14 protein-coding genes are annotated in these 23,196 nt (G+C 41.9%); 5 read left to right on the top strand and 9 right to left on the bottom strand.

Annotation, left to right across the window (positions count from 1 at the left end; translation table 11 throughout):
- Positions 1 to 2,985: a SusC/RagA family TonB-linked outer membrane protein gene (locus tag B0O44_RS11115; RefSeq protein WP_394340868.1), complete on the bottom strand. Its 2,985-nt coding sequence runs from the start codon at positions 2,983 to 2,985 to the stop codon at positions 1 to 3.
- Between the two features lie 268 nt (positions 2,986 to 3,253).
- Here B0O44_RS11115 and B0O44_RS11110 point away from each other — a divergent pair, with 268 nt between their 5' ends.
- The gene (locus B0O44_RS11110; protein WP_146229811.1) at positions 3,254 to 7,279 is read left to right on the top strand and encodes a hybrid sensor histidine kinase/response regulator transcription factor; all 4,026 of its coding nucleotides are present in this window, start codon (positions 3,254 to 3,256) and stop codon (positions 7,277 to 7,279) included.
- A gap of 202 nt (positions 7,280 to 7,481) precedes the next feature.
- On the opposite strand, the gene B0O44_RS11105 is transcribed toward B0O44_RS11110, so the two are convergent.
- Positions 7,482 to 8,417 (bottom strand): NADP-dependent oxidoreductase, encoded by a 936-nt coding sequence (locus tag B0O44_RS11105; RefSeq protein ID WP_110830248.1) that lies wholly within the window; start codon positions 8,415 to 8,417, stop codon positions 7,482 to 7,484.
- Positions 8,418 to 8,510: 93 nt separating this feature from the next.
- Between B0O44_RS11105 and B0O44_RS11100 the strand changes: the two genes are divergently transcribed.
- Both B0O44_RS11100 and B0O44_RS11095 read left to right on the top strand, forming a co-directional pair.
- The gene (locus tag B0O44_RS11100) at positions 8,511 to 9,350 is read left to right on the top strand and encodes a helix-turn-helix domain-containing protein (RefSeq protein WP_110830245.1); all 840 of its coding nucleotides are present in this window, start codon (positions 8,511 to 8,513) and stop codon (positions 9,348 to 9,350) included.
- Between the two features lie 86 nt (positions 9,351 to 9,436).
- On the top strand, positions 9,437 to 10,072 hold the full coding sequence (locus tag B0O44_RS11095) for an IPT/TIG domain-containing protein (RefSeq protein WP_110830242.1): 636 nt from the start codon (positions 9,437 to 9,439) through the stop codon (positions 10,070 to 10,072).
- Positions 10,073 to 10,138: 66 nt separating this feature from the next.
- On the opposite strand, the gene B0O44_RS11090 is transcribed toward B0O44_RS11095, so the two are convergent.
- Complete coding sequence (locus B0O44_RS11090) at positions 10,139 to 10,471, bottom strand: hypothetical protein (protein ID WP_110830240.1); 333 nt, start codon at positions 10,469 to 10,471, stop codon at positions 10,139 to 10,141.
- 156 nt (positions 10,472 to 10,627) lie between these two features.
- Here B0O44_RS11090 and B0O44_RS11085 point away from each other — a divergent pair, with 156 nt between their 5' ends.
- On the top strand, positions 10,628 to 11,266 hold the full coding sequence (locus tag B0O44_RS11085) for an IPT/TIG domain-containing protein (protein ID WP_110830237.1): 639 nt from the start codon (positions 10,628 to 10,630) through the stop codon (positions 11,264 to 11,266).
- 11 nt (positions 11,267 to 11,277) lie between these two features.
- Here the strand turns inward: B0O44_RS11085 and B0O44_RS11080 are convergent, their stop codons facing one another.
- A complete protein-coding gene (locus B0O44_RS11080) occupies positions 11,278 to 11,784 on the bottom strand; it encodes a hypothetical protein (protein ID WP_110830235.1) in 507 nt (168 codons plus the stop codon).
- A 40-nt stretch (positions 11,785 to 11,824) separates the two neighbouring features.
- Positions 11,825 to 13,621 (bottom strand): phospholipase D-like domain-containing protein, encoded by a 1,797-nt coding sequence (locus tag B0O44_RS11075; RefSeq protein WP_110830233.1) that lies wholly within the window; start codon positions 13,619 to 13,621, stop codon positions 11,825 to 11,827.
- A 188-nt stretch (positions 13,622 to 13,809) separates the two neighbouring features.
- On the opposite strand from B0O44_RS11075, the gene B0O44_RS11070 reads away from it, so the two are divergent.
- Positions 13,810 to 14,268: a MaoC family dehydratase gene (locus B0O44_RS11070; protein WP_110830471.1), complete on the top strand. Its 459-nt coding sequence runs from the start codon at positions 13,810 to 13,812 to the stop codon at positions 14,266 to 14,268.
- A gap of 28 nt (positions 14,269 to 14,296) precedes the next feature.
- Here B0O44_RS11070 and B0O44_RS11065 read toward each other — a convergent pair whose 3' ends face one another.
- From B0O44_RS11065 to B0O44_RS11050, 4 genes are read right to left on the bottom strand one after another with little or no spacing between them, the layout of a single operon-like run.
- A complete protein-coding gene (locus B0O44_RS11065) occupies positions 14,297 to 15,655 on the bottom strand; it encodes an ATP-binding protein (RefSeq protein WP_110830230.1) in 1,359 nt (452 codons plus the stop codon).
- On the bottom strand, positions 15,646 to 19,623 hold the full coding sequence (locus B0O44_RS11060) for a contractile injection system tape measure protein (RefSeq protein WP_110830227.1): 3,978 nt from the start codon (positions 19,621 to 19,623) through the stop codon (positions 15,646 to 15,648). The genes B0O44_RS11065 and B0O44_RS11060 overlap by 10 nt, the downstream gene beginning before the upstream one ends.
- Position 19,624: 1 nt before the next feature.
- Complete coding sequence (locus tag B0O44_RS11055) at positions 19,625 to 22,420, bottom strand: hypothetical protein (RefSeq protein WP_110830224.1); 2,796 nt, start codon at positions 22,418 to 22,420, stop codon at positions 19,625 to 19,627.
- Positions 22,413 to 23,195: a hypothetical protein gene (locus B0O44_RS11050; protein WP_110830222.1), complete on the bottom strand. Its 783-nt coding sequence runs from the start codon at positions 23,193 to 23,195 to the stop codon at positions 22,413 to 22,415. Before B0O44_RS11050 ends, B0O44_RS11055 begins: the two co-directional genes overlap by 8 nt.
- Position 23,196: the final 1 nt, after the last annotated feature.

Raw genomic sequence — 23,196 nt, 5'->3', positions numbered from 1 at the left:
TTAAAGTTTAATGTTGACACCAGCGTTTACAATCCTTTGCGCCGGATAACCATTTCCGAAGGTTTCCGGGTCGATTTGCTTATTTGCTGAAAGGGTAAAAAGGTTCATTCCATTTGCAAATACCCTTACCGAAGCCAGTTTAATTTTCGACACCAGCCTTTGTGGCAGGGTGTAGCCAACTTCCATGTTCTTTAGCCTCATGTAATTGCCCGACTGCAGCCAGAACGAAGAACTTGCCTGGTTATTCGGGTTACTGCCTATAGAAAGACGCGGATAGGTAGCCGTTGCGGCCGTTGCCGGGGTCCATCTGTCCAGGTGCTGTGCATAGGCCTGTCCTTTTCCATCATCCTGGAACTCCCATTGGGTTGAGCCGCTGACATAAATGCTCCGGTTTGCTGCACCCTGCAGTAAAGCACTAAAATCAAAACCTTTATATTCAAAACCGAAGGATAAACCATAATAGATCATCGGACGGTTGTTTTTCAGCGCCTTCTGATCGAACTGGTTGATTACCCCGTCATTGTTCAGATCCTTGTACTTAATGTCTCCCGGAACAGGGTTATAGCCTTCTGTTTTAGGGCTGGCCGCAATATCCGCAGCGTCTTTATAAAAACCATCGGCGATGTAACCGAAAATCTGATCGGTACGCTGTCCGGTTCTTTTCATCCAGTCGTATGGCCTGAAAACCTCATCCTGGTACTCCACGATCTTATTGTTGGAAGTAATGTTACCCGAAACGAAGTAATTGAAATTATTGAGGTTATTGCGGTAACTTGCAGTTGCATCTATGCCTTTATACCTGCTGATCCCAATGTTTTCCAAAGGATAGGAATTACCAATAATGGCCGTGTTCCTGCCCCGGGTTTGCATGAGGTCGAAATATTTATTGTTGTAATATTCTACAGAAAAACTCAGCTTATTGTTAAACAACCCTCCATCTAGTCCCAGGTTCAGCTTGTCGGCCTTTTCCCAGGTTGCATTTGGATTGGCCAGTTGCTGTTCTGCCGCCGAATACACAAAAGTACCGGAGCCCGCCCCAAAATAGTAACCTGGTCCATCGGCAAAATACTGGTTGTAAACAAAGTAACCGATATTGGCATTCCCTGTCCGGCCATAAGAAGCTCTTAATTTCAGGGTGTTCAGCCAGGCCGATGTACCTTTCATAAAGTCTTCTTTGGCGATGTTCCAGCCCAGGCCTGCCGCAGGGAAAAAGCCATAGCGCTTATCATCCCGGTAACGGTTTAAGCCACTGTAACTCATTGCAGCTTCGGCCAGGTATTTTCCTTTATAATCGTAGGATACCGTACCGGCAAGGGTATTGTAACTTAAAGGAAGGTCACTATAAATGGAAATGTTCTGGCTGCTGGCATTGGCCAGAATGTTAATATGATGGTCCTTAAAAGTCCGGTCGAAACCTGCAGAGAGCTCCGAATAGAAATTTTTATACTGGGCAGTATTGGTGCTGCTCCCTGCTGCTATGGTACCATCAGTACCAAAACGCTGATAGGTCAATCCCGACGGTCCGTTCTGGGCCTGGTAAACCGCAAAGGTTTTTCCTCTTGGGGTCACCTCTGAAAGATTGGTGTTAAAACTGGCCATTGCTTTTAGCCAAAGTCCTTTAAGTACATCGTCGAGCGTTCTTTTCAGGGAAATATCGGCAGACATATCCCGGGTATAACTAAGGGTGTAACCACTCTGGGTACTTAATCCGTAGATGTTGTTTTGAAAATCTTTGTTTCCACCAAGGGAACCATCGGGATTAAGCATGGGATAGGCATTGTTTGCTGTGGCTGCCAGGGCATTCAGGATGCGGTTGACGCCTAAATTTGCAGAACCGCTGATCAAACTCCCTCCGGGCGAATTTCCGTTCTCAATCCTTCCGAAAAGGTTTAAGTTCAGGAGTAAATTTTTTGTCAGGTCGACATCTATATTGGTCCGGACGATATAACGTTTAAAATCAGCATTGGTGTTATACACATTTTTATCTGCCGTTTTTAAAAGGCCGCCCTGGTCCAGGTAATCGACAGCCACAAAGTAGCGGGCATTATTGCCACCTCCTGAAGTATTCAGGTTGTAACGTGTAAATGGTGCATTACTTTTAAGGATTTCTTTGTACCAGTCCACATTGGGGTGCCCTACCGGATCTGATCCGGTCCGGTAGGCCTCCAGGTCTGCCGCAGTATATACGGGGGGCTTCCCGTCATTGGCCAAAGCCTCATTGTATAAAGTGGCATAATTAAAAGCATCGAGTGGTTTTGGCAGGCGGATGGGTGTTTGCAGACCGGTCTGTGCTGTAAAAGAAATTTTCTGCTTCCCGACCTCTCCTTTCCTGGTGCGGATCAGAATGGCGCCACCCGATCCCCGCTGCCCGAGCATAGCTGTGGCCAGTGCATCTTTCAGCACGGTAACCGATTCAATTTCTTCGGGGTCTATGGAAGACAGATCCCTTGGCACGCCGTTGATTAAAACAGTCGGATTTTGTCCCCTTAAAGATATCCCCGCCCCGTCCAGACCCGGTATACCTGTGGTTTGAAGTGTATTGAGCCCCGAAATCCGGCCACTCAACGCATTGTTAATGGCTGTTACCGGTGAGCTGGTCAGGTCCCTGGTGTAAATACTTTCTGAAGACAGGATGCTCGTTGTTTTTTTCTGATCATCGTACAGTCGGTAAACACTGGCCTGCGGTTTTTCAGTTTCCGTAAACACCAGGTTGAGCGCCCGGCCTGTGGCTTTGGTTTCCTGGGTCAGGTATCCTTTTAAAGAAAACATCAGTACTGTCCCCGAGTCGGCCATCAGGGAATAATTTCCTTTTTTATCCGATAGTGCAGTAAGGTTGGTGGCCTTGTTCAGAATACTCACCCCAAAAAGCGGTTCGCCGTAAATGTTGCTCAGCTGCCCCCTGGTTATTCCGGCAATTTCGACCTGGTCTTTGGTTTTCTTACTGCCCGGCTTTTTCTGGGCGGTGGCAAAAAAAGGAACAAGCATGACCATGCATAATCCCCTGGACAGGGATTTTAAATACAAATGCTTTCCCTTTACATTGAAGTAAAGTTTATTCATGTGGTTTGGTTTAGGTGTTATTTGGCTAAGGGTAAAGTTGAAGGGATTTGAAAAAATAGAAGGGTGAAAATCAGGACTAAATGGGGTGAAAATCTTATTTAGGCCTTTTAAACCGAATACAAATTGTATTTTAGATCAACGCTCCCCGACAAACCTTAAAACCAGACAACCAAATATTACCTCTTCAGGCAAGATGAAAAGAATTGTTTTTTTTATCGCGTTCCTGTTTCTGCATTGGACAAGCAGGGCCCAGGAATTGCGCTTCAATCAACTGATGACCAGGAACGGGCTTTCGCAAAATTCAATTTTTGCAATTGCACAGGACAGCCGGGGTTTTATGTGGTATGGTTCGCGCTTTGGCCTGAACCGCTATGACGGGCATGGTTTCCGTTTGTATAAAAGCATTGCCTCGGACAGCACCACCCTTTCGGATGATTATATCCTTTCTATTTATTGTGATGCACAAAAGACTTTATGGGTGGGCACCTCTAACGGCCTTAATAAATTTAATCCCATTTTAAATTCCTTTGAAAGGATTTATTTGCCGGGTGGTGTTCATGCCATCACCTGTATTTACCAGGACAAAAGCGGAAAACTCTGGGCAGGAAGTTCCAAAGGACTTTACCAGCTCAGGGACCGAGACCATAATGTATTTGTTCCGGCCTGGAAAACAGGCATTCCCGGAAACATCACTGCTACAGAAATTCTAAGCCTTTTTGAAGATGACCAGGGTCAGTTGTGGATAGGCACCAATAAAGGCCTGGCTTGTATCGCTAAAAACCGTGGTGCTGTAAAACTGTTTACCAGCAATAACAACAACAACAGCATCAGTGATAACGCTGTTACGGCCATTGTTCAGGACAAACAGCAAAACCTCTGGTTTGGAACCGAAACAGGTGGCTTAAACCTATTCCAAAAAAAGGACCAGTCGTTTACCCGCTTCCAGCATACCGAAGGAACAGGTGGTGGAATTGTCCATAACGCCATCCGGAAAATGATTATAGATCGACACGGAGAACTCTGGATCGGCACCCAGGAAGGCCTGAGTATTTTACAACCCCAAAGCCGTACTTTCCGTTCTTTCCAGCATAGAAAAGCCAACAATCAAAGCCTCAATCAAAATTCCATTTATAGTTTATATGAAGACCGGAACGGTTCTGTATGGATTGGGACTTATTATGGTGGGGTGAATGTCCGCTATGCCTTTGCCACCAATTTTAAGACCTGGCAGTATGATGAAAAGCAACCCGGGTTAAATCACAATGTAATCAGCTCTATTGTCAGCGATCAGGATGATAATTTATGGATAGGTACCGAAGGTGGTGGCTTAAGCCATTTTAACAAAAACACAAAAGCTTTCAGGGCCTATAATTATAGTCACGGCGATGCAGGCAGCCTGGGCTCCAATCTGGTTAAAATCCTGTACAGGGACAAGGAAAATCATTTATGGATTGGTACCCATGGCGGTGACCTGAACCTTTTTAACCCTGCCAACCAGCATTTTGTACATTACCGTACGCAAGGAGAAAAAGGCAGTTCCACCCGGTCAGAGATTGTTGCCCTATTGGAAGATCATAAAGGTGCTTTATGGGTAGGCAGCCAGACCGGTTTAAAAATATTTAAAAAATCGGGTGCTGAACTGAGCCCTTCCCCCCAAATTCCTGCAGTAAAAAACCTGTCTTCGAAAAACATAAAAGTACTCTTTGAAGACAGCAGGAAAAACATATGGATTGCCACTACTGCAGGATTGTACCAATATATACCAGGCGCTGCTTCCCTGTTGTATTTTAAATTGTCCCAGGGCAGTAACAGCGTCAACAACAATGCAAACTACATTAATTGCATTCAGGAAGATTCCAAAGGCAATATATGGGTGGGCTTATACTATGGCGGCCTGAGTAAATATGAGTTGCAATTTAAAACCTTTCGTAAACCCTATACCGTAAAAGACGGACTCGCTAATAATAATGTACTGGGTATTCTGGAAGATGGCCAACAGCAATTGTGGATCAGCACTTCAAATGGCCTTTCCAAATTCGATCCTCAACGCCATGTTTTCCAGACCTACACTACCAGTGACGGATTGTCCAGCGATGAATTCAATTATAACTCTTTTTTTAAAGCCACAGACGGGACCATGTATTTTGGTGGCTTTAACGGGCTTACCTATTTCCAGCCCGAAGAAATTGGAAAAAACAGTTTCAAAGCCCCAATGGTTTTCACCGGCCTGAGGCTTTTTAATGAACCCATTGGAATCCGGTCCCGGGAACAGTTGCTGGACCGTGATATTGGTTTTACCAAAAAACTGGTTTTTAAACATGATCAGAATATTTTTAGTATTGAATTTGCCTTGCTGAACTATATTAAAGCGGGTAAAAACAAGTATGCCTATAAACTGGAAGGCATTAATGAAGAATGGATAGAAAGTCATACCCCGGCTGCTACCTATACCAATTTGCCGGCGGGTTCTTATACTTTTTTGGTTAAAGGGGCCAATAACGACGGGGTCTGGAGCAGCCCTATACAAATGCAAATAGAAATTTCACCCCCTTTATGGAAAACCTGGTGGGCTTACGGCCTTTACGCTGTTTTATTGGCGGTGGTGATCTTTTTTATTACCCGTTTTTTTTACCTCCGGGGCCTGCTTCGAAAGGATGAGGAACTGCACCAGATCAAACTCAATTTTTTCACCAACATTTCACATGAGATCCGGACACACCTGACCTTGATTATGGCCCCCGTGGAGAAATTAATGGACAACCAAAAAGACCCGAAAGCCATAGAGCAGCTAAAAGGCATCAAAAACAACGCAGACAGACTTTTAAAGCTGGTCAGTGAACTGATGGACTTTAGAAAGGCGGATACTAAAAATTTAAAACTAAAAGTTGCCCGGTATGACCTGGTCCCATTTATACAGGATATTTACAACTCCTTTAAAGAATTGTCGGTTAAAAAACAGATTGGCTTTACTTTTGAACACCCCGGGCAGCCAGTTTTGCTTTACTTTGACAGCGAGCAACTTGAAAAGGTATTCTTTAACCTGTTGTCCAATGCCTTTAAGTTTACACCCGACCATGGGAAAATAACGATTGTTGTTTATCAACAGGCCGAAGAAGTACAGATCCATATTGTCGATACCGGCAGGGGCATTTCGCCAGAATACCTGGACCAGTTGTTTGTGAATTATTTCCAGGTTGATGACCACAGCATCCAGAATACCGGTTATGGGATTGGACTGGCCCTTTCCAGGCACATTATCGAATTGCATAAAGGAAAAATTGAAGTGAAAAGCGAAACTGCCAGGGGCCAGCAGCATGGTCATACCTGTTTTAATATTTGCCTAAGATCTGGAAAACAACATTTTAGCGAAGACCAGTTACGCACACAGCCCCATCCGCTAAAGCCATATATAATTCCCTTAATAGAAAGTGAGCCGGCATCTGATCCAGAAATTGCTCCTAAAACCCCAAAAAACTACACCATTCAGATTGTAGAAGACCATACCGGACTGCAGCAGTTGATCCGGGAATCACTGGAGCAGGATTACCATATTTTGCTGTCTTCAAATGGAAAGCAGGGTTGGGACATGGCGGTGAATGAAATTCCGGATTTGATTATCAGTGATGTGATGATGCCGGAAATGGATGGTTTTACATTATGTGACCAGCTAAAAAAGGATGAAAGGACTGATCATATCCCTGTACTGCTTTTGACCGCAAAGACTGAGCAAAATGACCAGATCACAGGCCTGAGCCGGGGTGCAGATGTTTATCTGACCAAGCCATTTAGCGTTAAAGTATTGCAATTGCAGGTGCATAACTTAATGCAAGCCCGGGAAAAGCTACGCCGTAAATACAGTAAGGGCTTTATACCAGAGCCTAATCCGCTGGAACCAGACCAGGCCGGGGAACAATTTCTTTCCAGAATGGTACTTCTTATTGAACAACATATGGAAGATGAAGATTTCGGGGTAGAAATGCTGGCCGAAAAAACCGGTATGAGTTTACCGGTACTGTATAAAAAGCTCAAAGCTCTGACAGGTTTATCTGTTAATGATTTTTCAAAGACCATTCGTTTAAAAAAGGCGGCGCAACTGCTGTTGCAAAAAAAATATACGGTGTATGAAGTGGGTTATATGGTGGGGTTTTCTGACCGGAAATACTTTAGCAAGGAATTTAAAAAACAGTTTGGAAAAACCCCGACCGATTATATTCAGTAAGATTTCAACCCCATTCAGATTAGATTTTCACCCCCGGCCTGGCGGGTTCCTGTTTATATTTGATGGTCTTCCTTATTCCACCGCTTTGGACAGGAAGATCCTTTTTGGGTATGCTTCCAGAAGGTTTGAATTACTTGGTTAGTAATGTAAATGGCACAGCAGGACCGCTGTGCCATATTTACAAATGAAATGGTGTTCCTCCTTAAAACTCCACTACAATTTTTCCTATCGTCCTGCCACTTTCGATTTGCTCATGGGCTTGTTTGATTTCCTCAAAAGAAAAGCTTTGGGAGACATGTGATTTTATAATGCCTTTTTCCAGCAAATCCGCCAGGGACTGCATGTCTTTACCATTAGATTTAACCATAATGTGATAGCCATTTATTTTTTTGGCTTCTGATTTTTTAGCAATACCTTCACTTAAGCCTGAAGGCAGGGTAATTAATGTACCACCTGGCCTGATCACTTCCAGGGAACGGTCAATGTAATCGCCTCCCATCGCATCCAATACCAAATCAAGGTCTTTAAGTACAGTTTCAAAAGCCTGCGCTTTATAGTCCAGGTGCTGGTCTGTACCCAGCGACAATACAAATTCTTTGTTCTGGGCAGAAGATGTTCCAATTACAAACGCACCTAAATGTTTGGCAATCTGAACAGCATAATGACCTACCCCACCGGCTGCGGCTTGAATAAGTACACGATCGCCTGTTTTAACCCCTGCATTACTCACCAGGGCCTGCCAGGCCGTAAGGGCAGCCAGAGTTGCCGCGGCTGCTTCCTTATGGCTTATGTTTGCCGGTTTTAGGGCCAGCTGATCTGCAGGGGCAGCTACATACTCGGCATAAGCTTTTCCATGCCCTGGAAAATTGACCATACCAAACACTTCATCTCCGGTTTTAAACAGATCAGATGCCGAACGGGTCACCACCCCCGAAACGTCCCAGCCCAAAATAACAGGGCCATCGGCAGCTATTTTTTCGTATATCGCATTCCCTTTTCTGGTTTTAATGTCGACAGGATTAATGCTAAAGGCTTTAACCTGTATCAAAACCTCACCGTCCTTAATTTCGGGAAGGGGTATTTCCACAAACTTCAACTGATCTTTGTCTCCTGTTGCTGTAATGACTATTGCTTTCATTTTAATTTTCTTTATTTTTGAATAAGACAAAATTATACCATAATTTAACTAAAAAAAAGGTACAATTTTTCTATAATTTGGTATCTTTGTCGCATGCTAAGCGAAAATCTGCACCAGCCTTATTGTATTGCTTATAAAACACTGGACCATTGTCCTAAACTGGCGCACCAGCATAGTTTTTTTGAACTGATTTATATTATTTCGGGTTCCGGTAAACAGTGCATCAACAAAAGCAAATTCGATTATCATGCGGGGCATATATTTTTGATTACCCCCGATGATTGCCATTCTTTTGAAATTGAAGACCGCACCTCTTTCTTTTTTTTGAAATTCAACAACATTTACATCAAAAACAGTGGATTACTGGCAGAAAACATCCATAGACTGGAATACATTTTACAAAATGCCAATCACCAGCCAGGTTGCATCCTTAAAAATCCCACAGACAAAGCCCTTGTCAAGTCGATCATCGAAGCCATTATAAGAGAAAGTGAAGACAAGGACCTGTACAACAGAGAGCTTACAGAACAGCTGATCAATACCCTTGTTATTCTGGTGGCAAGAAACATTGCCAAATACCTTCCCGGACAGGTAAATATGGGAAATGAAGAAAAAGCAATGAACATTCTGGAATATATCCAGACAAATATCTATTATCCTGAAAAATTAAAGGCAGAGCACCTTAGTCAAAATTTTGGCATATCAAACAGTTACCTGGGCAGGTATTTTAAAAGACATACCAATGAAACCATGCAGCAGTATATCGCAAACTACAAAACCAGATTAATTGAACACCGTTTACAGTTTAGCGATAAGCGGATGAATGAGATTGCAAATGAATTTGGCTTCACCGATGAAAGCCATTTGAACAAATATTTTCGCAAACAAAGAGGCCATAGCCCTAAAGCTTATAGGAAGCTGCAACAGGACTAATTTTCTATAAAATTATTTATTTTTTCTTTAAACGACTAGTCCATTTCAGATTCACAGTTGTACTATACTATATAGTAAATTCAACAATGAAAGGTATTCAAACAAAATATGGCCTGGTTGTACTTTCCCTACTCCTTTTATATAGCGCTTGCAGTAAAGACAACGGAACCCCGGTTGGTACTCCGGTGATAGATTCCATACAACCAAAATACACCGAAAATGGTAAGGATATCTATCTGTATGTAAAAAATCTCAACAGTCCGGGCTCAGAAAATAAAGTAAGTGTAGGAGGTGTTGAGGTGAATGTCAGCCAAATGGGTGCAGGCATATTAAAAACAACTGTTCCACCTGGTACTTTTACCCTGGACCGTTTAAGTGCTGAAGTAAAGCTGAACAGCAGTGGTCAAACAGCAACTGCTTTTGTGTACTCCGTTTTATGTCCAAGAATTTTATCCTTTAGCCCGGAAAAAGTATCTCCCGGACAAATTCTGACGATCAAGGGACTCAATTTTGTTGCCGACAAAAACAAGACAGAGGTTTTTTTTGAAAGGCTGGCAGGTTCGAGTATAACCGCCGAAATCATTTACATAGATGCTGAAAAGGTGCAGGTTAAGGTCCCCGAAAATGCAGCTTCAGGAACCCTTTATATGCTGATAAAACTTGCCGATGGCCCGAGTTCGGTTCTGGTCCTGCTTCCCGATAAGAAAATTACGGTCCTTTAATTTTTAGAATAAACGAATCAAAAAGCCCGTTATTAAAAAATACGGGCTTTTTAATTCGTTTAAAACCTAAATTGGCCCATTATAGGTTAATGTCTGGCCAGTGGTATAAATGGTTGCGTTAATGTATTGAACACCATTAACGGTATAAAAATAGCCATCTGTTACCCAAAAATCTTCACCAATTGCAGTACCCAGTATTTCTGTGGTGCTGTCGTCCCAGGCATAAAAACGAACGCGGGTCTGTACACCGTTATAACTCACATATGCACTGCCCCTGAAAACGCCAATAGGATCAATAAAAGATTTAGAGATTTCAGTGCGGTTTTCACTGGTCGCCGATACAAGTGTAAAAGAGCTACAAGCCAGAACGGCCGTAAGCATGAAAAGTACTTTTTTCATAAAAAAGGTTTAAGCGTTAATAAAAAGAATTATTTAATTAAATATCAGATAATTAATCGGGGAATCCTAATGGATAAAAAGAACAACCGGACTAGTCCTTGAACCGCCGTCAATTGTATATAAAATAGATTAATCGATTAATATTCAATAATATAAATGAAAATTATCAAAAGCTGGTGCGACTTTTTTATGGTTTTGTGCATGCTCTTTTTAACAACAGCCTGCACAAAAAAAACGTCGGTGTATATTGGCCAGCCGCTTATTGATTCTATTCTGCCTGGTTATGCAGATAATGGATCAGATATCCTTTTGTACGGAAAAAATTTTAATAAGATTGCCACCGAAAACAGAATTACAATCCGGGACGTAGAATCTCCTGGTACTTTAATAACAGAAGACATAATAAAAGTACGTATTCCACCAAAAACATTTGACACCAATTATTTAAGCGCAGAGGTAAAAATTGCAAGCCATGGGCGTGAGGATTTGAGTGTAATTTATGCACCTGCTTACCCCAGAATTTTATCCTTTAGCCCTGAAAAAATACACATAGGTGAAATATTGACCATTAAAGGGCTAAATTTCATCCCGGACCCAGACAAAACGATTGTATATTTTATGGCAGCAGGTGGTGCAGGATTACGCGCGAACATCACTTACATTGATACGCAGACCATTAAGGCTATTGTGCCCGAAAAATCAATTTCAGAATATTTTATGATCCTGGTTCCCCGTCCCAATCGCAGCTATAAACACATTTTAATAGATGCACCAAAAAAGATTACTATTATGTAAGCCTCCTTCAGTTAACCCTTAACCTTTCTTCTCTCTTCCAACAAACCGTTTATGATAAACTCTATATCCAAAAACTGACGGGCCAAGGCCAGCACGTCTTTTTCAAAAGTTTTTTCCGGTATTTTTATCCAGCCTTCCATTAAGGTCAGAGGACCAAAATCGGTTCGCACATTTGGCCATCTTTTTTCAAAAGCTTTAAAGGCTTTGCGAAATGCTTCCGCAAACTCCCGGCTTTTAATCACATAGGCCGATAGTTCCCTGAGTTTGAGTGCATGAATATTGTAATACAATCTGTTTTCTTTTAAGGATGCTTCACTTATCCAAAGTGAGAAAAAAATGGATTCCTCAAAAGGTTTTACCCCCGCAGAAGGGTTAAGCCAGGAAGTACGCTGGATTTTTAAAACTGCCGAGTTTAACCACATTCCTGCTTTACATTGCAGCTGCCCCTGGCCGGGCAATTCCCTTGTCAATTGCCCGGCCAGTGCTTCAAATTTATCCAGATAAATGCTCGTTTCCATATTCCCGGAGCTCTTTTAATTGAACTCTTCTTAAAGATAGTTATTGTGCAAACAATTCCCTGTCCATCTTGTGCAAATCACCATCCTTATAATAGGATTTTGCCCATTTGTTATCGGTATACAGGTTATAAGCGGCCAATTTTGATTTTGGCAGACTTTCCACAGGATCAGACGCTGTTTTTTTTGGAGCAGCATGTCTGTTGCGGAACTGAAAATGGTCTACAAGGGCAATTGCTTCCAATGCAAACACAGTTGCAATGTCTTTATCCCTGATTTCAATCAGGTTATCGCCATTTTCCATTTCCCCGCCCAATGCCAGGTTACTGGAACCTAACCAAACCACTGCATTGGGTGTATTAAACCCGCACACTATAAATTTATGATGCACCTGGTGTCCGAAACTAATGGACAATTCTTTATCAAATGGCGGAGGCAATAAGGTATTCCCCGGTTTACCTGTTACCCGAATCCCCGTGGTCGAAGAAGCTTTGTAATAGGTTAGGCTGTTGCTGGAATCTGTAATACCTGCCGAAAAAATATCGGTTCTTTTGTGCAGGTTAATCAGGGCGGGCGCCACTGGTCCGGTAGTTGTCGGATCGGTGCCCATCACTGCAAAAAATACGCTGCTCTGCTCGGCATTGACCCTGTTTACAATTTTATTGAGGTTTGCCAAAGCATTTTGGCCATTGTGGGGAGCGAAAGTAAAAAACAAACTGATGTCCCCTGAGTGCAGCGGGTATTCTTTTTGAGAAAGTACCGAGTCAATAAAAGGTGAAATTTGAACTTTTTGTGCCCAAACGGTATTAAACAATTGCTGGTAAAGCGCTACAATTGCCTGATCCTTAAACAGAATAATGTGGTTAGAATTTACATACATACCAGTGACGGAGAAATTGGTTGAGCCGCTAAGTACTTTAACCGCTTTACGGTTTGCTCCTTTAGAAACCACCATCACTTTATGGTGTTGATACCTTTTAAAATTGCCCCTCTGGATTGCATTTATCCCACCCGGCTTTACATCTACTTTACGAAACTGAACTTCAAACTGATCTTCAGGTTTGGGTTTTGCAGGATCATGGTGTAAGGCTGCATCATCCAATATAAAACGGATCCTTCCTTCTTTGGCCAATTGCAAAAAAGAACTCATTAAATCCGGTTCGTTCAAATCATAGGCAAATACATCCAAAAACAAAGACTCGTCCTGCAATACCTCATTGACCAGGTCAAAGATCTTTTCCCTTGCGGTGAAACCCGACCAAATGTATTCATCCTGAAAGCTGTAGGCCACTCCTTCTGTATTGATCCCGGCCTGGGCACTGGTATCAAAAAGTAAGCCCCCCTTTTTTGGGCGGAATGTGGAGTTTGGACCGAAATGTTTGATAAAAGCCTGGGATTGGGTAAACCCTCTTGTAAAGCCCAGTTCTATATTTCCTTTTGCGAATTTTAAAATCTGCGTACTTATGGTTACACTTAAGTTTCTGTCAATAGGCAAAAGTTGTCCCTTATTAAAATATCGTGGGGTAACAGTATAAGTATAGTCTCCATAAAACACTTTATCCTTTTGATGAATATTACCAGGTACATGTAACCAGCGGAATTTTTGGATAGGAGCGTTAATGGTCGAGGCTGCAGGTTCAGTTGCAACCTGGGCGTGGAGAGATGGGTCGGCAAACTGCAGTTTGTTAAAAAGATAATAAGGTTCACTGTTTCCCGGCTGGCACAAAATGGTAAAACCGGCCAGATCTTTGGTGTCTTTTTCATCGAGATTAAAAGCAAGCAGGGCTTTGGCATCGCCATTTAAAATTTTGACGACAAGAGAGGTTAATGGGGTTGTCATAATTTTTAATTAAGGATTGAAAAACATTTTTCAACTCTTAGAAAGTTATGAATTTGACAGCTAAACTCCTAATTATTATTACGTTAAGAAATTTATCACTGATATTCATCAAATATACCGTATACTCGTACACTGAAGAGGGGGAAGCGGCGGCAAGATTTTATTTTTTTACCCGGCAAAATGTATACATGTTAATAATCAACAATTTCGAAGAGTACCAATCGCATTTAGGCAAAGAATTAGGCGTTTCCAACTGGCATAAAATAGACCAGGAACAAATCAATAAATTTGCAGATGCAACCTTAGACCATCAATGGATCCACACCGATCAGCAAAAGGCTGCCGTAGAAAGTCCATTTAAAACCACTATTGCGCACGGCTATTTAACGCTGTCTTTAATTCCATATTTATGGAAACAGATTGCAAATGTCTGTAACATTAAAATGGAAATCAACTATGGTATTGAGCGCTTTAAGTTTAGCCAGCCTGTACTGGTCAATGACGAAGTACAGCTCAAAGCTAAACTGACTTCAATTGCAAATTTAAGAGGAGTAACCAAGGTGGTTATTGAAGCCACTCTTGCCATTAAAGGTCAGCAAAAACCGGCATATAGCGGTGATGTGGTATTCCTTTATCATTTTATCTAAGGGTGTGGCTTTTAGCCACATCTTCACATTAGATCACAATCGTTTTACCATCCTTATTAAATTCCCTCCTCAAACCGTTCAGAATGTCTTCGTAAAGAATAATATTCGAGCCTCTTTTAACGGCCTTCAGAGAGGAATAACGCACAATATTAATCAATGCCCCGCCCGATAGTTCGTGTTTATCCGCGATTTCCTTCAGGTGAACATTTTCTTCAAATACGGCTTTTTCTGAATAGGATTGCTTCCATAATCGTAAACGCTCCTTTGGCCCTGGTAAGGGGAAATGGATCATTGCCTGAAACCTTCTGCTGAAAGCCTCATCAATATTCGCTTCGAAATTGGTGGCAAGAATTACCATTCCCGGAAATTCTTCTACCCTTTGCAGTAAATAAGAAACTTCCTGGTTTGCATGCCTGTCATTTGAACTGGAGGTTTGGGTCCGTTTACCAAATAAGGCGTCTGCTTCATCAAAAAACAGGATCCAGTTCTTATTGATTGCCTGGTCAAAAATATTGGAGAGGTTTTTTTCTGTTTCACCAATAAACTTGGAAACAACCATAGACAAATCAATACGGTAAACATCCAGACCCGTTTTTTTTCCGAGCAGACTTGCCGTAAGGGTTTTACCCGTTCCCGGAGGGCCATAAAACAATCCCCTAAAACCAGGTTTTAATTTACCCTCCATGTTCCATTCTGACAACAATGTCTCTTTATACGTCAGCCAGTCACAAATTTCCATCACTTCCTCCATCACACGATCTTCCAGTACAAGATGTTCCCATTCGAGCGCCGTAGTCAACAACTTTGCAGGAAAAACAGTACTATAAGAAGGTTTATGATTTATGCCGGTAATAAAATAGTTCAGGTATTCATCGGAAACGGTCAAAAAGCCACTTAAAAAAGGCTCACCCGGAACACTGCGCTGAATACCGAGTATATTCAGTTCATTAAACAAAGGGTCCTGCATAAAAAAGCCCAGCACTTCAAACCTCTTTTCCATGTCGTTACCGGCAATAATAAAGGCAGCGGTTTCGCCTGTAGGCAAAAACCCTCCGTGATTATTGCCTTTAATTCCACCAAACTCTGTAAAGCCCCTATCGTAATCGGCATTTTTTATAAAAAATACATCCAGAAGATGTGGTTTAAAATGTGGGGCCAATGCAATCAACAGGCAAATCCGTTGCACCGCATTTAATTTAAGTTCATTTATAAGTAGGGCGTATTGTGATTCATCCCCGGTCAGGTCATTAGGTTCAAGCTCCGAAACATCGGAAAATTCGCTTTTTTTGCCCCAATACAGCAGCATTCTGGTTTCAATCACCCTGGAAAGCCATAGGAGTTCCTGATCAATTACCCAGGCATTTTTTTCTCTCTGTGTTATATCCATTCTACATATATTGTTGTTTCCATAAATGCATTTTTAATCACTCCATAACCCCAGGGAAGGGTTTGAAGCAAAACGTCATATCCGGTCGGTTCTATCCTTAAATTCCAGTCGCCCTGTTCATTTCTCAATACGCCATCGCGCTTTAAAAATGCCCCCCTGAAGTTTGAATGTGAAGAATTTTTCATTTGCTCCCACATGGAAAGCACCGCACTGATGAAATCTTCACAATGTTGGATCTGTGCTTTTGTCAGCTTTACAGATAAAGGAACAGGAGCCATTACCGGCCAGCCACATAGTATTTTATTGAGCATCAATGTATCTTCAGAATGCTCCAGGCAGCCATCAATTAAAAACTCTAAAGCATGAATGGCTTTGAACCTTGCTGTTTTTGAGATAAACTTTCCCTCTTTGACCAGGCCCAGGTTGATAAAAAAAGTTTTAAGATACGGATGAAGGATCACTAAACCTGCATTTTGAATAAAAAAAGAGGCCCCGGATAATTCTAAATCATCTTCAAACGTATTGTAATCACTCAACAGTTCCGGCTGCTCAAAAAGCTCTTGTTTATTAAACTGTTTAAGCAGCCGAAGTTCCGCCTGCGCAAATTCTTCCCGGACTTTGCTATTGGCAAAATACTCCCCTGCCATATTGGTCAGCTTCTCTTCAAGGCCCTCGGGCAGTTCCTGATCCCTAAGCCCCCCTGCTTCCTTTTTGGCCGTTGCCTCCAAAAGTTGTTTAAAGATTACATTTCGTCTGGAAGACACAAACTTTAAAAAGTTCCCAAAAAACCAGGCCGAATCCTGAAAAGTCTCTTTAGCTACCAATTGAAGGAGCAAAAACTCTTTAAACAAAACGGCCAGATGTTCTTTTTCAAGAGCATCGCTCATCTGGTTGCTCATCCATTGGTAGCCAGATCTAATTTCCTGTAAATGAAACTTATCCCAGCTGGTATTCTGTTTATAAATCAGTTCCGTTATTTCTTCAATGGAACTATTTTTGGCTACGTACACTCGGAGCTGGCCATTTGCCAGTAATTTAACAAAAGCCCCCATCCGTTTGGAATTAATTCCGGAAAAAACAGAATGGGTCTGCTCATTTTCCCACATTTTATGAATAAATCCCCAATCACTAAAGGCCCGGATAAAATGTCGATGGACAAAATTTTCCAGCATACCCGAAAGGATATCGTCAGCGGGTGGCAGGTAAACCAGCTGCATGAGTTTCATTAAGGCTTGCGGCTGGTAAGCAGCTGTTTGAAAAATTTCGGAAAGCAAGTTGTGATCTTCCTCATTTCCTTTTTTTATCAATTGTTTCAGCAAGGCCAGTTCCTGCCTTTCGTTGCTAAAAGTATAATGGGCAGGTAGTGATCCACCGAGCATAAAGTGGCGGATTGCCCTTAAAGCGAGCTGGGCATCATTGCCCAAAAGGCCTTGTGGAATAACCAGGGCGGTACTGCTTAAAATGCTTTTCAACAACTCTGCCCCTACAGAAACACCTGACTTTAACCTTATGGTATCGGGTGTAACACCCTTTTCAAGGAACAACTGTTCAAACAAGCGCAAGTCTTGTTCAGCAGACAACAGTTTCGTACGATGATCTGCAAAATACGGGTCCTTCAGGTAAGACCTGATGCCCGCCCGAAACAACATGCTGTCCTTTTCGGTAAATCCATATTCAAAAGGCAAATGACCAGATTCCAGGAAATGGGCATAAATTTTTAAAATTTGCCCATCTGGCTGCTTCGCATTATGGGTTAAACTGTATTGAAGCCAGGAATTATGTACTGCAAAATATGATTGAACAGACTGACCAATCACTTCGTAAAAAGATTTTTGCTGCAAAACACTGGCAGAAAGAATGCGCCCCTTATTTCGGGAATCCATCACCTGACCATTAAATTCCTGTGCCATGGCCCCGGAGCTCATCCGGATCGCCATTATTAATTTTTCCAGGGAAACACGCTCAAAAACAGCCAGGTAGTCAATGACATTTTTCAAAAAATTCCGGACATTAAAACCAGCATAACCTGAAGATTTAAGCGCCTCCCAAAACAGACCGGCAAGGTTTTTTTCTATTCTTAAAAAATCATTGGAGCTGGCCATATGTATTTCCAATAAGCTTTTTCTGAGGTAAAGCCAGGCCTGCTTTCCCTGTTCTGATCCTGGAAACAGTTTTGAAAATCCAGCCAGCAGGTTTTCAGTACTCACCAGCATCAACAAATGGCATTTTGCAGTATCATTGGCTCCTGAATACCTGATGATGCTTATGACGAAACCCGGGTCAGATTCCGTTATGGATTCAAAAAACTGATCAAAGTCCTGTAAGGTATCTTTACCGATCCACCAGGGCGAATACCCATGCTCTAAACTGTATCTGAAAAGATCCTGTCTGTATATTTTTTTTGCTTCAGCCCAAAAAGAGGAAAACGCTTCAATGTCATTTTCTGACCTGTCTTTTTCCAGGCTGTTTACCCCTTCAGATGCCGCCTTTTTAAGCAAATCATGAAGGTTAAGCACCTCACTTTTATATGGCTCTAATAAATCTGTTATTCTGGACCTGGGAACAGGAAGGTGCAGGAAAAGGTATTCAATATAATCACTAAAGTCGTTAACGGAATGTCTGTTTTTGCCTGGCAGGCCATTGAGCAATAAGGTGCCCAGAACGATTTCCAGGGAATGGTCGTGATGAAGCTCATATTCCAAGCTGGCCATTTTTATCAGCTCTGCAAAAAAACCAACCGGTGGAAGCCAGAGCGGAGCATGCATCGACTTTGCCAAACTGTACAGTTCATCAAAAGTAAAAAGTTTCAATAATCTTTGAAACACCAGCGGAGCGCTGAGCTGCTGCGAAAACAAATGAAGCAAGCCTTGCTCCTGTTTGTTCATCAAGTACTGGATGTTCTTTTTTAAATAAGCGGCATCGGCCCAGCCCAGAACCGCTGGTATACTTCCATAAACCAGGTAGTAACCGATTAATTCTAAAACCAGCTCATCAGTGATTTGATTTTCGGAAATCCGCTCAGTGGCAAAAGCTTTTACTTCTTTAGTAGCCCCCGGTCCGTAAGGAAAAGCTTTTGAGTCGTACTCAACAGAAAGGGTCAAAAGCAATTCAAATAAGTCTGTTGTTACTTTTCGGCTCAGCTTTGGAATGGCACTGACAAATAAAGACAACACCTGTGCAAAAGAAATATTATAGTAGGCCGCCAACCGTTTTAAAGTTGCTTCAGCAAAACTGAGTTTGTTAAAAACAGACTGATTTTCGAGCAGTAAATATTCCAGAATAAACTCCCATACCGCTTTTTCAAACGATTGGGTATCGTTTTTAACAATTTGTTGTTCTTCTTGCGTCTTTGTCAGGTCTTTATGAAAAGCAATGATGTAATCTGAATGATCAGGTTCAATCAATTGCAGGGCAATATGAATAGAAGGCTCATCAAACTGATAAACAAGTCGGGAACGAACGTGCGGAAGTTTGGCTGATTTTAAAATCAAGGCTTTAAGTTCTGGTTTTGCGGAAAAAAACAATCCGCTCAACAGCTTTTTCCAATCGGGCCTTTCTACGGCGGCAGCCCACCAGGGCAGACTGCCATTTAAAAGAAAATGGTCCAGTAAGCGCAGAGACCTGTTTCCTGGGTCCTGCCCCTGAATACTGGACCTGTAACCAGAATCATTTAACGCCCTTGTTATTTTAAATGACAACTCTTCCTCCACAGCCCTGATGATCCGCTCTACGAACTCTTCTTCGTCCCAGTTTTCATTCAGTTTACCAATATCTACTTCCAGGGAACTCATATTAAAATGTTCTGCAGGATCTATCATTCTGTCAAATAATTTTTCCAGTGAAAAAATAATCTTCTCCTTAAAAAGTTTACTTAACCTGTCTTGCAGCATGGGCACTTTTTCTCTGGAAAAGTATTCCAGTTCAAACACCTGCCTTTCAATTATATGCTGCTGATTACCGCCACTCATTTTAATCTAAAGTTTCTAAGAAATAAGACAAATTTGAACAGGCAACCCGCTCTTCATTTTCGTTATTAAGCTTTAATTCCTTTAGCCAGTTCGCATTCATTTCTTCGAAAACCGTCATTTGATGAATGTTAAGCCAATAAAATTTTAACCGGATGTGTGCAGGGGTCCTGACCCTGAAAAGCTCGGTAATAAATTCCTGAAAAACTTTATCCTGGAACCTGGCCGGCCATTCGGGTAAAATCACACTCATTCTGAAGTTGAAATCATCTTCCAAAATGACTTTCCCATCACGTTTCAAAATCATTTCGAAGCGACATTGCCCTCTTTTTTGCCCCTGGATATACATTTTTATACCAGACATCAAATCCTTCATATCTGTTCCGTCCGTCCGGGCCGGCATTTTATATTCACTGGATAAGCCTTCTTTTAATTTTTCAGGGGCCAGCATGCTGTTTTTCCTGACCAGACGGATCAGGTCTGTTATTTTCTGCTCTCTTTGCTCAAAAGTGGTCCAGAAACGGCTTTCCAAAAGCACCTGATTGTTTTCATTATAAAATCTGAAACCAAAGTTTTCAGAGGTGATCAGCGGCCTTAAAAGTATGTGTTCTATCAAATAAAACCCTTCGGAATCTGTGCTGGTTTTAATTAGAAGATCAATAATGGTATCCAGGCCCTTTATGGCCTGCGAATAACTGTCATATCTGTTTACCGTTAACCAACTATGGCCTTCGGGTTCATGATAAAGTAAAAGATAACTGTCCTGGTCCTGCTGGTCATTGGCCAGCCGGTAATTATCGATATTCAGTGCATGTTTTAAAAAAGAAACGGGCTGGTGCCCGAAAACAGCACTGCCTTGTCCCTGATCTGCAGGATATTCTTTGATGTTGTTTTTTTCCAGAATCTCCTGCAGTTTCTTTTTTGTCAGGATCCGGATCTTCCGGATTCCGGATTCCACAGCAGCTTCTGTTTTTGAGTGTTTTTTGTCCTGTGCAGCTTCTGATACATCGTCTATACTCCGCTCTACTTTAAGCTCATTTGTAAATACCTGCACCAGACTTTTACCGGGTTTGCTTTTTATATACAAAAGATGGTACATCCTTTCTATAAAGTCGTAGCCGGCAGTTTTCTTTTCAGCACTGAGGTAGTTAAACCCCAGGGATCTGGAATGAGAAAGTTTATTGATGTCCAAAAGTATTCCGCTTTTCCATTTTAACTCATTTTCGGCAGACAACCCTTTTTGATTTTTACCATATAATTTATCAAAGAGCTGTACCGGATAGGTGGTCACAACTTCGTTAAACCTGGCCAAAAGATGGTCCAGCATCTTATTCTTACGATCAAAGTAAACTTCTCTGCTTTCTGCCCCTTTTTTTAAGAAATCACTATAGGAATCCGCAGATAAATCGTCAAAATATTCCCTCCAGCTGCCTTTGTTTTTACCCGGATGGTCATTCACCATTTCTGAAAAACGGGGAACGTCGCTTAGTGCCTGGGTATAATATGTTTTAGGGGCGGCTGAAGAAATTTTGTTGGAAAAGAGCTCATTAAGGCTATTCACCTGGGCAAGATAATCGGCCATTATTTGCTCAAAAAACATCAAATATGCCTTCAGTTGTTTGGAGTAAGCCAGGTGCAATGCATTTTCGGAACCTGATAGGCCCTGCTCCCCTATCCCATAAATTGCCGGAAAAACATGCTGTACGGAATGATATTCTCCCCCTTTATAGGTACCCTGAAGATCTTTAGCCACAATTTCGTTAAAACTGTGTATGTAACGTTTATCAGATCTTTCCCTTAAATTGTGTAGCATATCATCCAGCAGGGACTGTTTCACAGAAAGTTCAAATTCATCACTAAAGACATGAAATCCTTTGCGCGATTTTTCTATGTTGAAATAAGGAAAATTCAAAGGATCAATGGATATTGGACTGGCAGAACCATTTATGGTCAGATCCTGTACAACAACCACTTCCCGTATGGTGGAAATTACCCTGACCAGTTCTGCGGGATCAATCCATAGGTTCCGTGGTTTCAGGTCTTCATCCGGGATAAAGCCTCCCTTGAGCAAAGGGCCTGAATAAATTTCATCGAAAGTGTAGCCCCGGTTTAAAAGTTCCTTTTCTGTATAATACCTTACCCCGGGATTCAAAAACTTTTCAATTTTATAATAAATCACGGCCATGATGTTTTCAGGTTGAGTATCCTGATTAATCACCACCCTGGCATTCACGACCACATCTTGAGGCTGCAGAATGTACACCTGATTGCTGGCATCTTCACAAAGGTTCCGGTTGGATACAAAAAGACGCTGCACATTTTTCTTCAGCTCCATTTGCCAGGCGGGATCCTTGCCCTCCGTTAATAAAGGGACATAATCCCTGCCCACCTGGATGTAAAACTTATATAAACCTTTTATTGAATCAGAAGAAAAGCGGGAATTCACAGAATGGATCCAAACGTTAAAGATTTCCGGAATTTCATCCAGAAGGATTTTTCTGAAATCTTTAATCGTAACCGCATTGGAACTCAGGACCTCTGCAGGCTTGATAAAAGAATTGCCCTGATAATCAATTGTTCCATCCTTTTGTGTCAGTAAATCGGCAATATCGAAATTGGTGCGGTAAGCGAGATCTGTAATGGCAAAACATAAGTATTCCAAAATGGTCACGCCAGGATCGTGGAGGTTATAATCACTCCATTCCTCTCCCGACATTTTTTGCAACAACCTGGTCCCCTCCCGCCGGAGAAAATCAAAATCCATTGCCCTGGACTGTTCCGTTCTGCTTTGTTCAGTCATTTTTATAAAAATAGTCTTCTTCCAGAAACGCGTGGTCATTCCAGAGCTGGGTAACCTTAAAAAAGATTTGTACCCCGGTCCCATAATTGCTATTGGTACGGATTTGCAAGGCATAATTATGCGTTGTACCTATCCACCTCAAATTCAAATGGTTCCAGAAAAAACCATAACAGGTCCTGTTCTTTTTTACTTTACTGCCCCTTTTTCCATAAACCCCAAGCGCAATAGCATGCATCAGGGCAAATTTCCCTTTTCCCTTGGCACCAGTTCTTGCAACAACCTCATAGGCGTGACAATTGTCCAGGTCTTTAACCAAGGTATGCCACTGGCCATCTGCCGGAAATTTTCCGGAACGGAAATTCCCCACCCGGCCCTGCATGCCTACAAAACCGGCCACATCCAGTTTCAATCCATTATCTGCAAGTTTCCCCAGTCCAAGATTCCCATCTGCACCGAAGTAAAAGCTTTTGGCTACATTATCGTCTCCTGCAACATAGGGTTGCAGCTTGAGGCTTTTGGGTTTGGCCTGATCTTTTGTAATGACAAAAAATGGATCTGCAGAATTATTTTCGGGATAAAGTGAAACAAACGTTTTGGATTTCCCGGTAGAATGGATGTTAAACCCAAATTCTTCGTTTTTCAGAAAACCATCATCAACCTTATTCACCACCGAGTCGATGAGATCTGCATAATGTTTTTCAGTAGGTACTTTTCCTTTTCGGAAATATTCCTTCAACTGGTCCCTGGTCTGACTAAATTTATTTGAGAACGGCATA

It is taken from the genome of Pedobacter nutrimenti, from assembly GCF_003208655.1.
Classification (GTDB): domain Bacteria; phylum Bacteroidota; class Bacteroidia; order Sphingobacteriales; family Sphingobacteriaceae; genus Pedobacter; species Pedobacter nutrimenti.
This window is presented reverse-complemented; position numbering and strand designations above follow the sequence as displayed.

What these genes read in the sequence shown, in the direction of transcription:
- B0O44_RS11080 (WP_110830235.1), bottom strand. Translation starts at nt 11,784, where the DNA reads ATGGAAACGAGCATTTATCTGGATAAATTTGAAGCACTGGCCGGGCAA.
- B0O44_RS11090 (WP_110830240.1), bottom strand. Translation starts at nt 10,471, where the DNA reads ATGAAAAAAGTACTTTTCATGCTTACGGCCGTTCTGGCTTGTAGCTCT.
- B0O44_RS11095 (WP_110830242.1), top strand. Translation starts at nt 9,437, where the DNA reads ATGAAAGGTATTCAAACAAAATATGGCCTGGTTGTACTTTCCCTACTC.
- B0O44_RS11060 (WP_110830227.1), bottom strand. Translation starts at nt 19,623, where the DNA reads ATGAGTGGCGGTAATCAGCAGCATATAATTGAAAGGCAGGTGTTTGAA.
- B0O44_RS11100 (WP_110830245.1), top strand. Translation starts at nt 8,511, where the DNA reads ATGCTAAGCGAAAATCTGCACCAGCCTTATTGTATTGCTTATAAAACA.
- B0O44_RS11070 (WP_110830471.1), top strand. Translation starts at nt 13,810, where the DNA reads ATGTTAATAATCAACAATTTCGAAGAGTACCAATCGCATTTAGGCAAA.
- B0O44_RS11065 (WP_110830230.1), bottom strand. Translation starts at nt 15,655, where the DNA reads ATGGATATAACACAGAGAGAAAAAAATGCCTGGGTAATTGATCAGGAA.
- B0O44_RS11105 (WP_110830248.1), bottom strand. Translation starts at nt 8,417, where the DNA reads ATGAAAGCAATAGTCATTACAGCAACAGGAGACAAAGATCAGTTGAAG.
- B0O44_RS11115 (WP_394340868.1), bottom strand. Translation starts at nt 2,985, where the DNA reads ATGCTTGTTCCTTTTTTTGCCACCGCCCAGAAAAAGCCGGGCAGTAAG.
- B0O44_RS11050 (WP_110830222.1), bottom strand. Translation starts at nt 23,195, where the DNA reads ATGCCGTTCTCAAATAAATTTAGTCAGACCAGGGACCAGTTGAAGGAA.
- B0O44_RS11110 (WP_146229811.1), top strand. Translation starts at nt 3,254, where the DNA reads ATGAAAAGAATTGTTTTTTTTATCGCGTTCCTGTTTCTGCATTGGACA.
- B0O44_RS11085 (WP_110830237.1), top strand. Translation starts at nt 10,628, where the DNA reads ATGAAAATTATCAAAAGCTGGTGCGACTTTTTTATGGTTTTGTGCATG.
- B0O44_RS11075 (WP_110830233.1), bottom strand. Translation starts at nt 13,621, where the DNA reads ATGACAACCCCATTAACCTCTCTTGTCGTCAAAATTTTAAATGGCGAT.
- B0O44_RS11055 (WP_110830224.1), bottom strand. Translation starts at nt 22,420, where the DNA reads ATGACTGAACAAAGCAGAACGGAACAGTCCAGGGCAATGGATTTTGAT.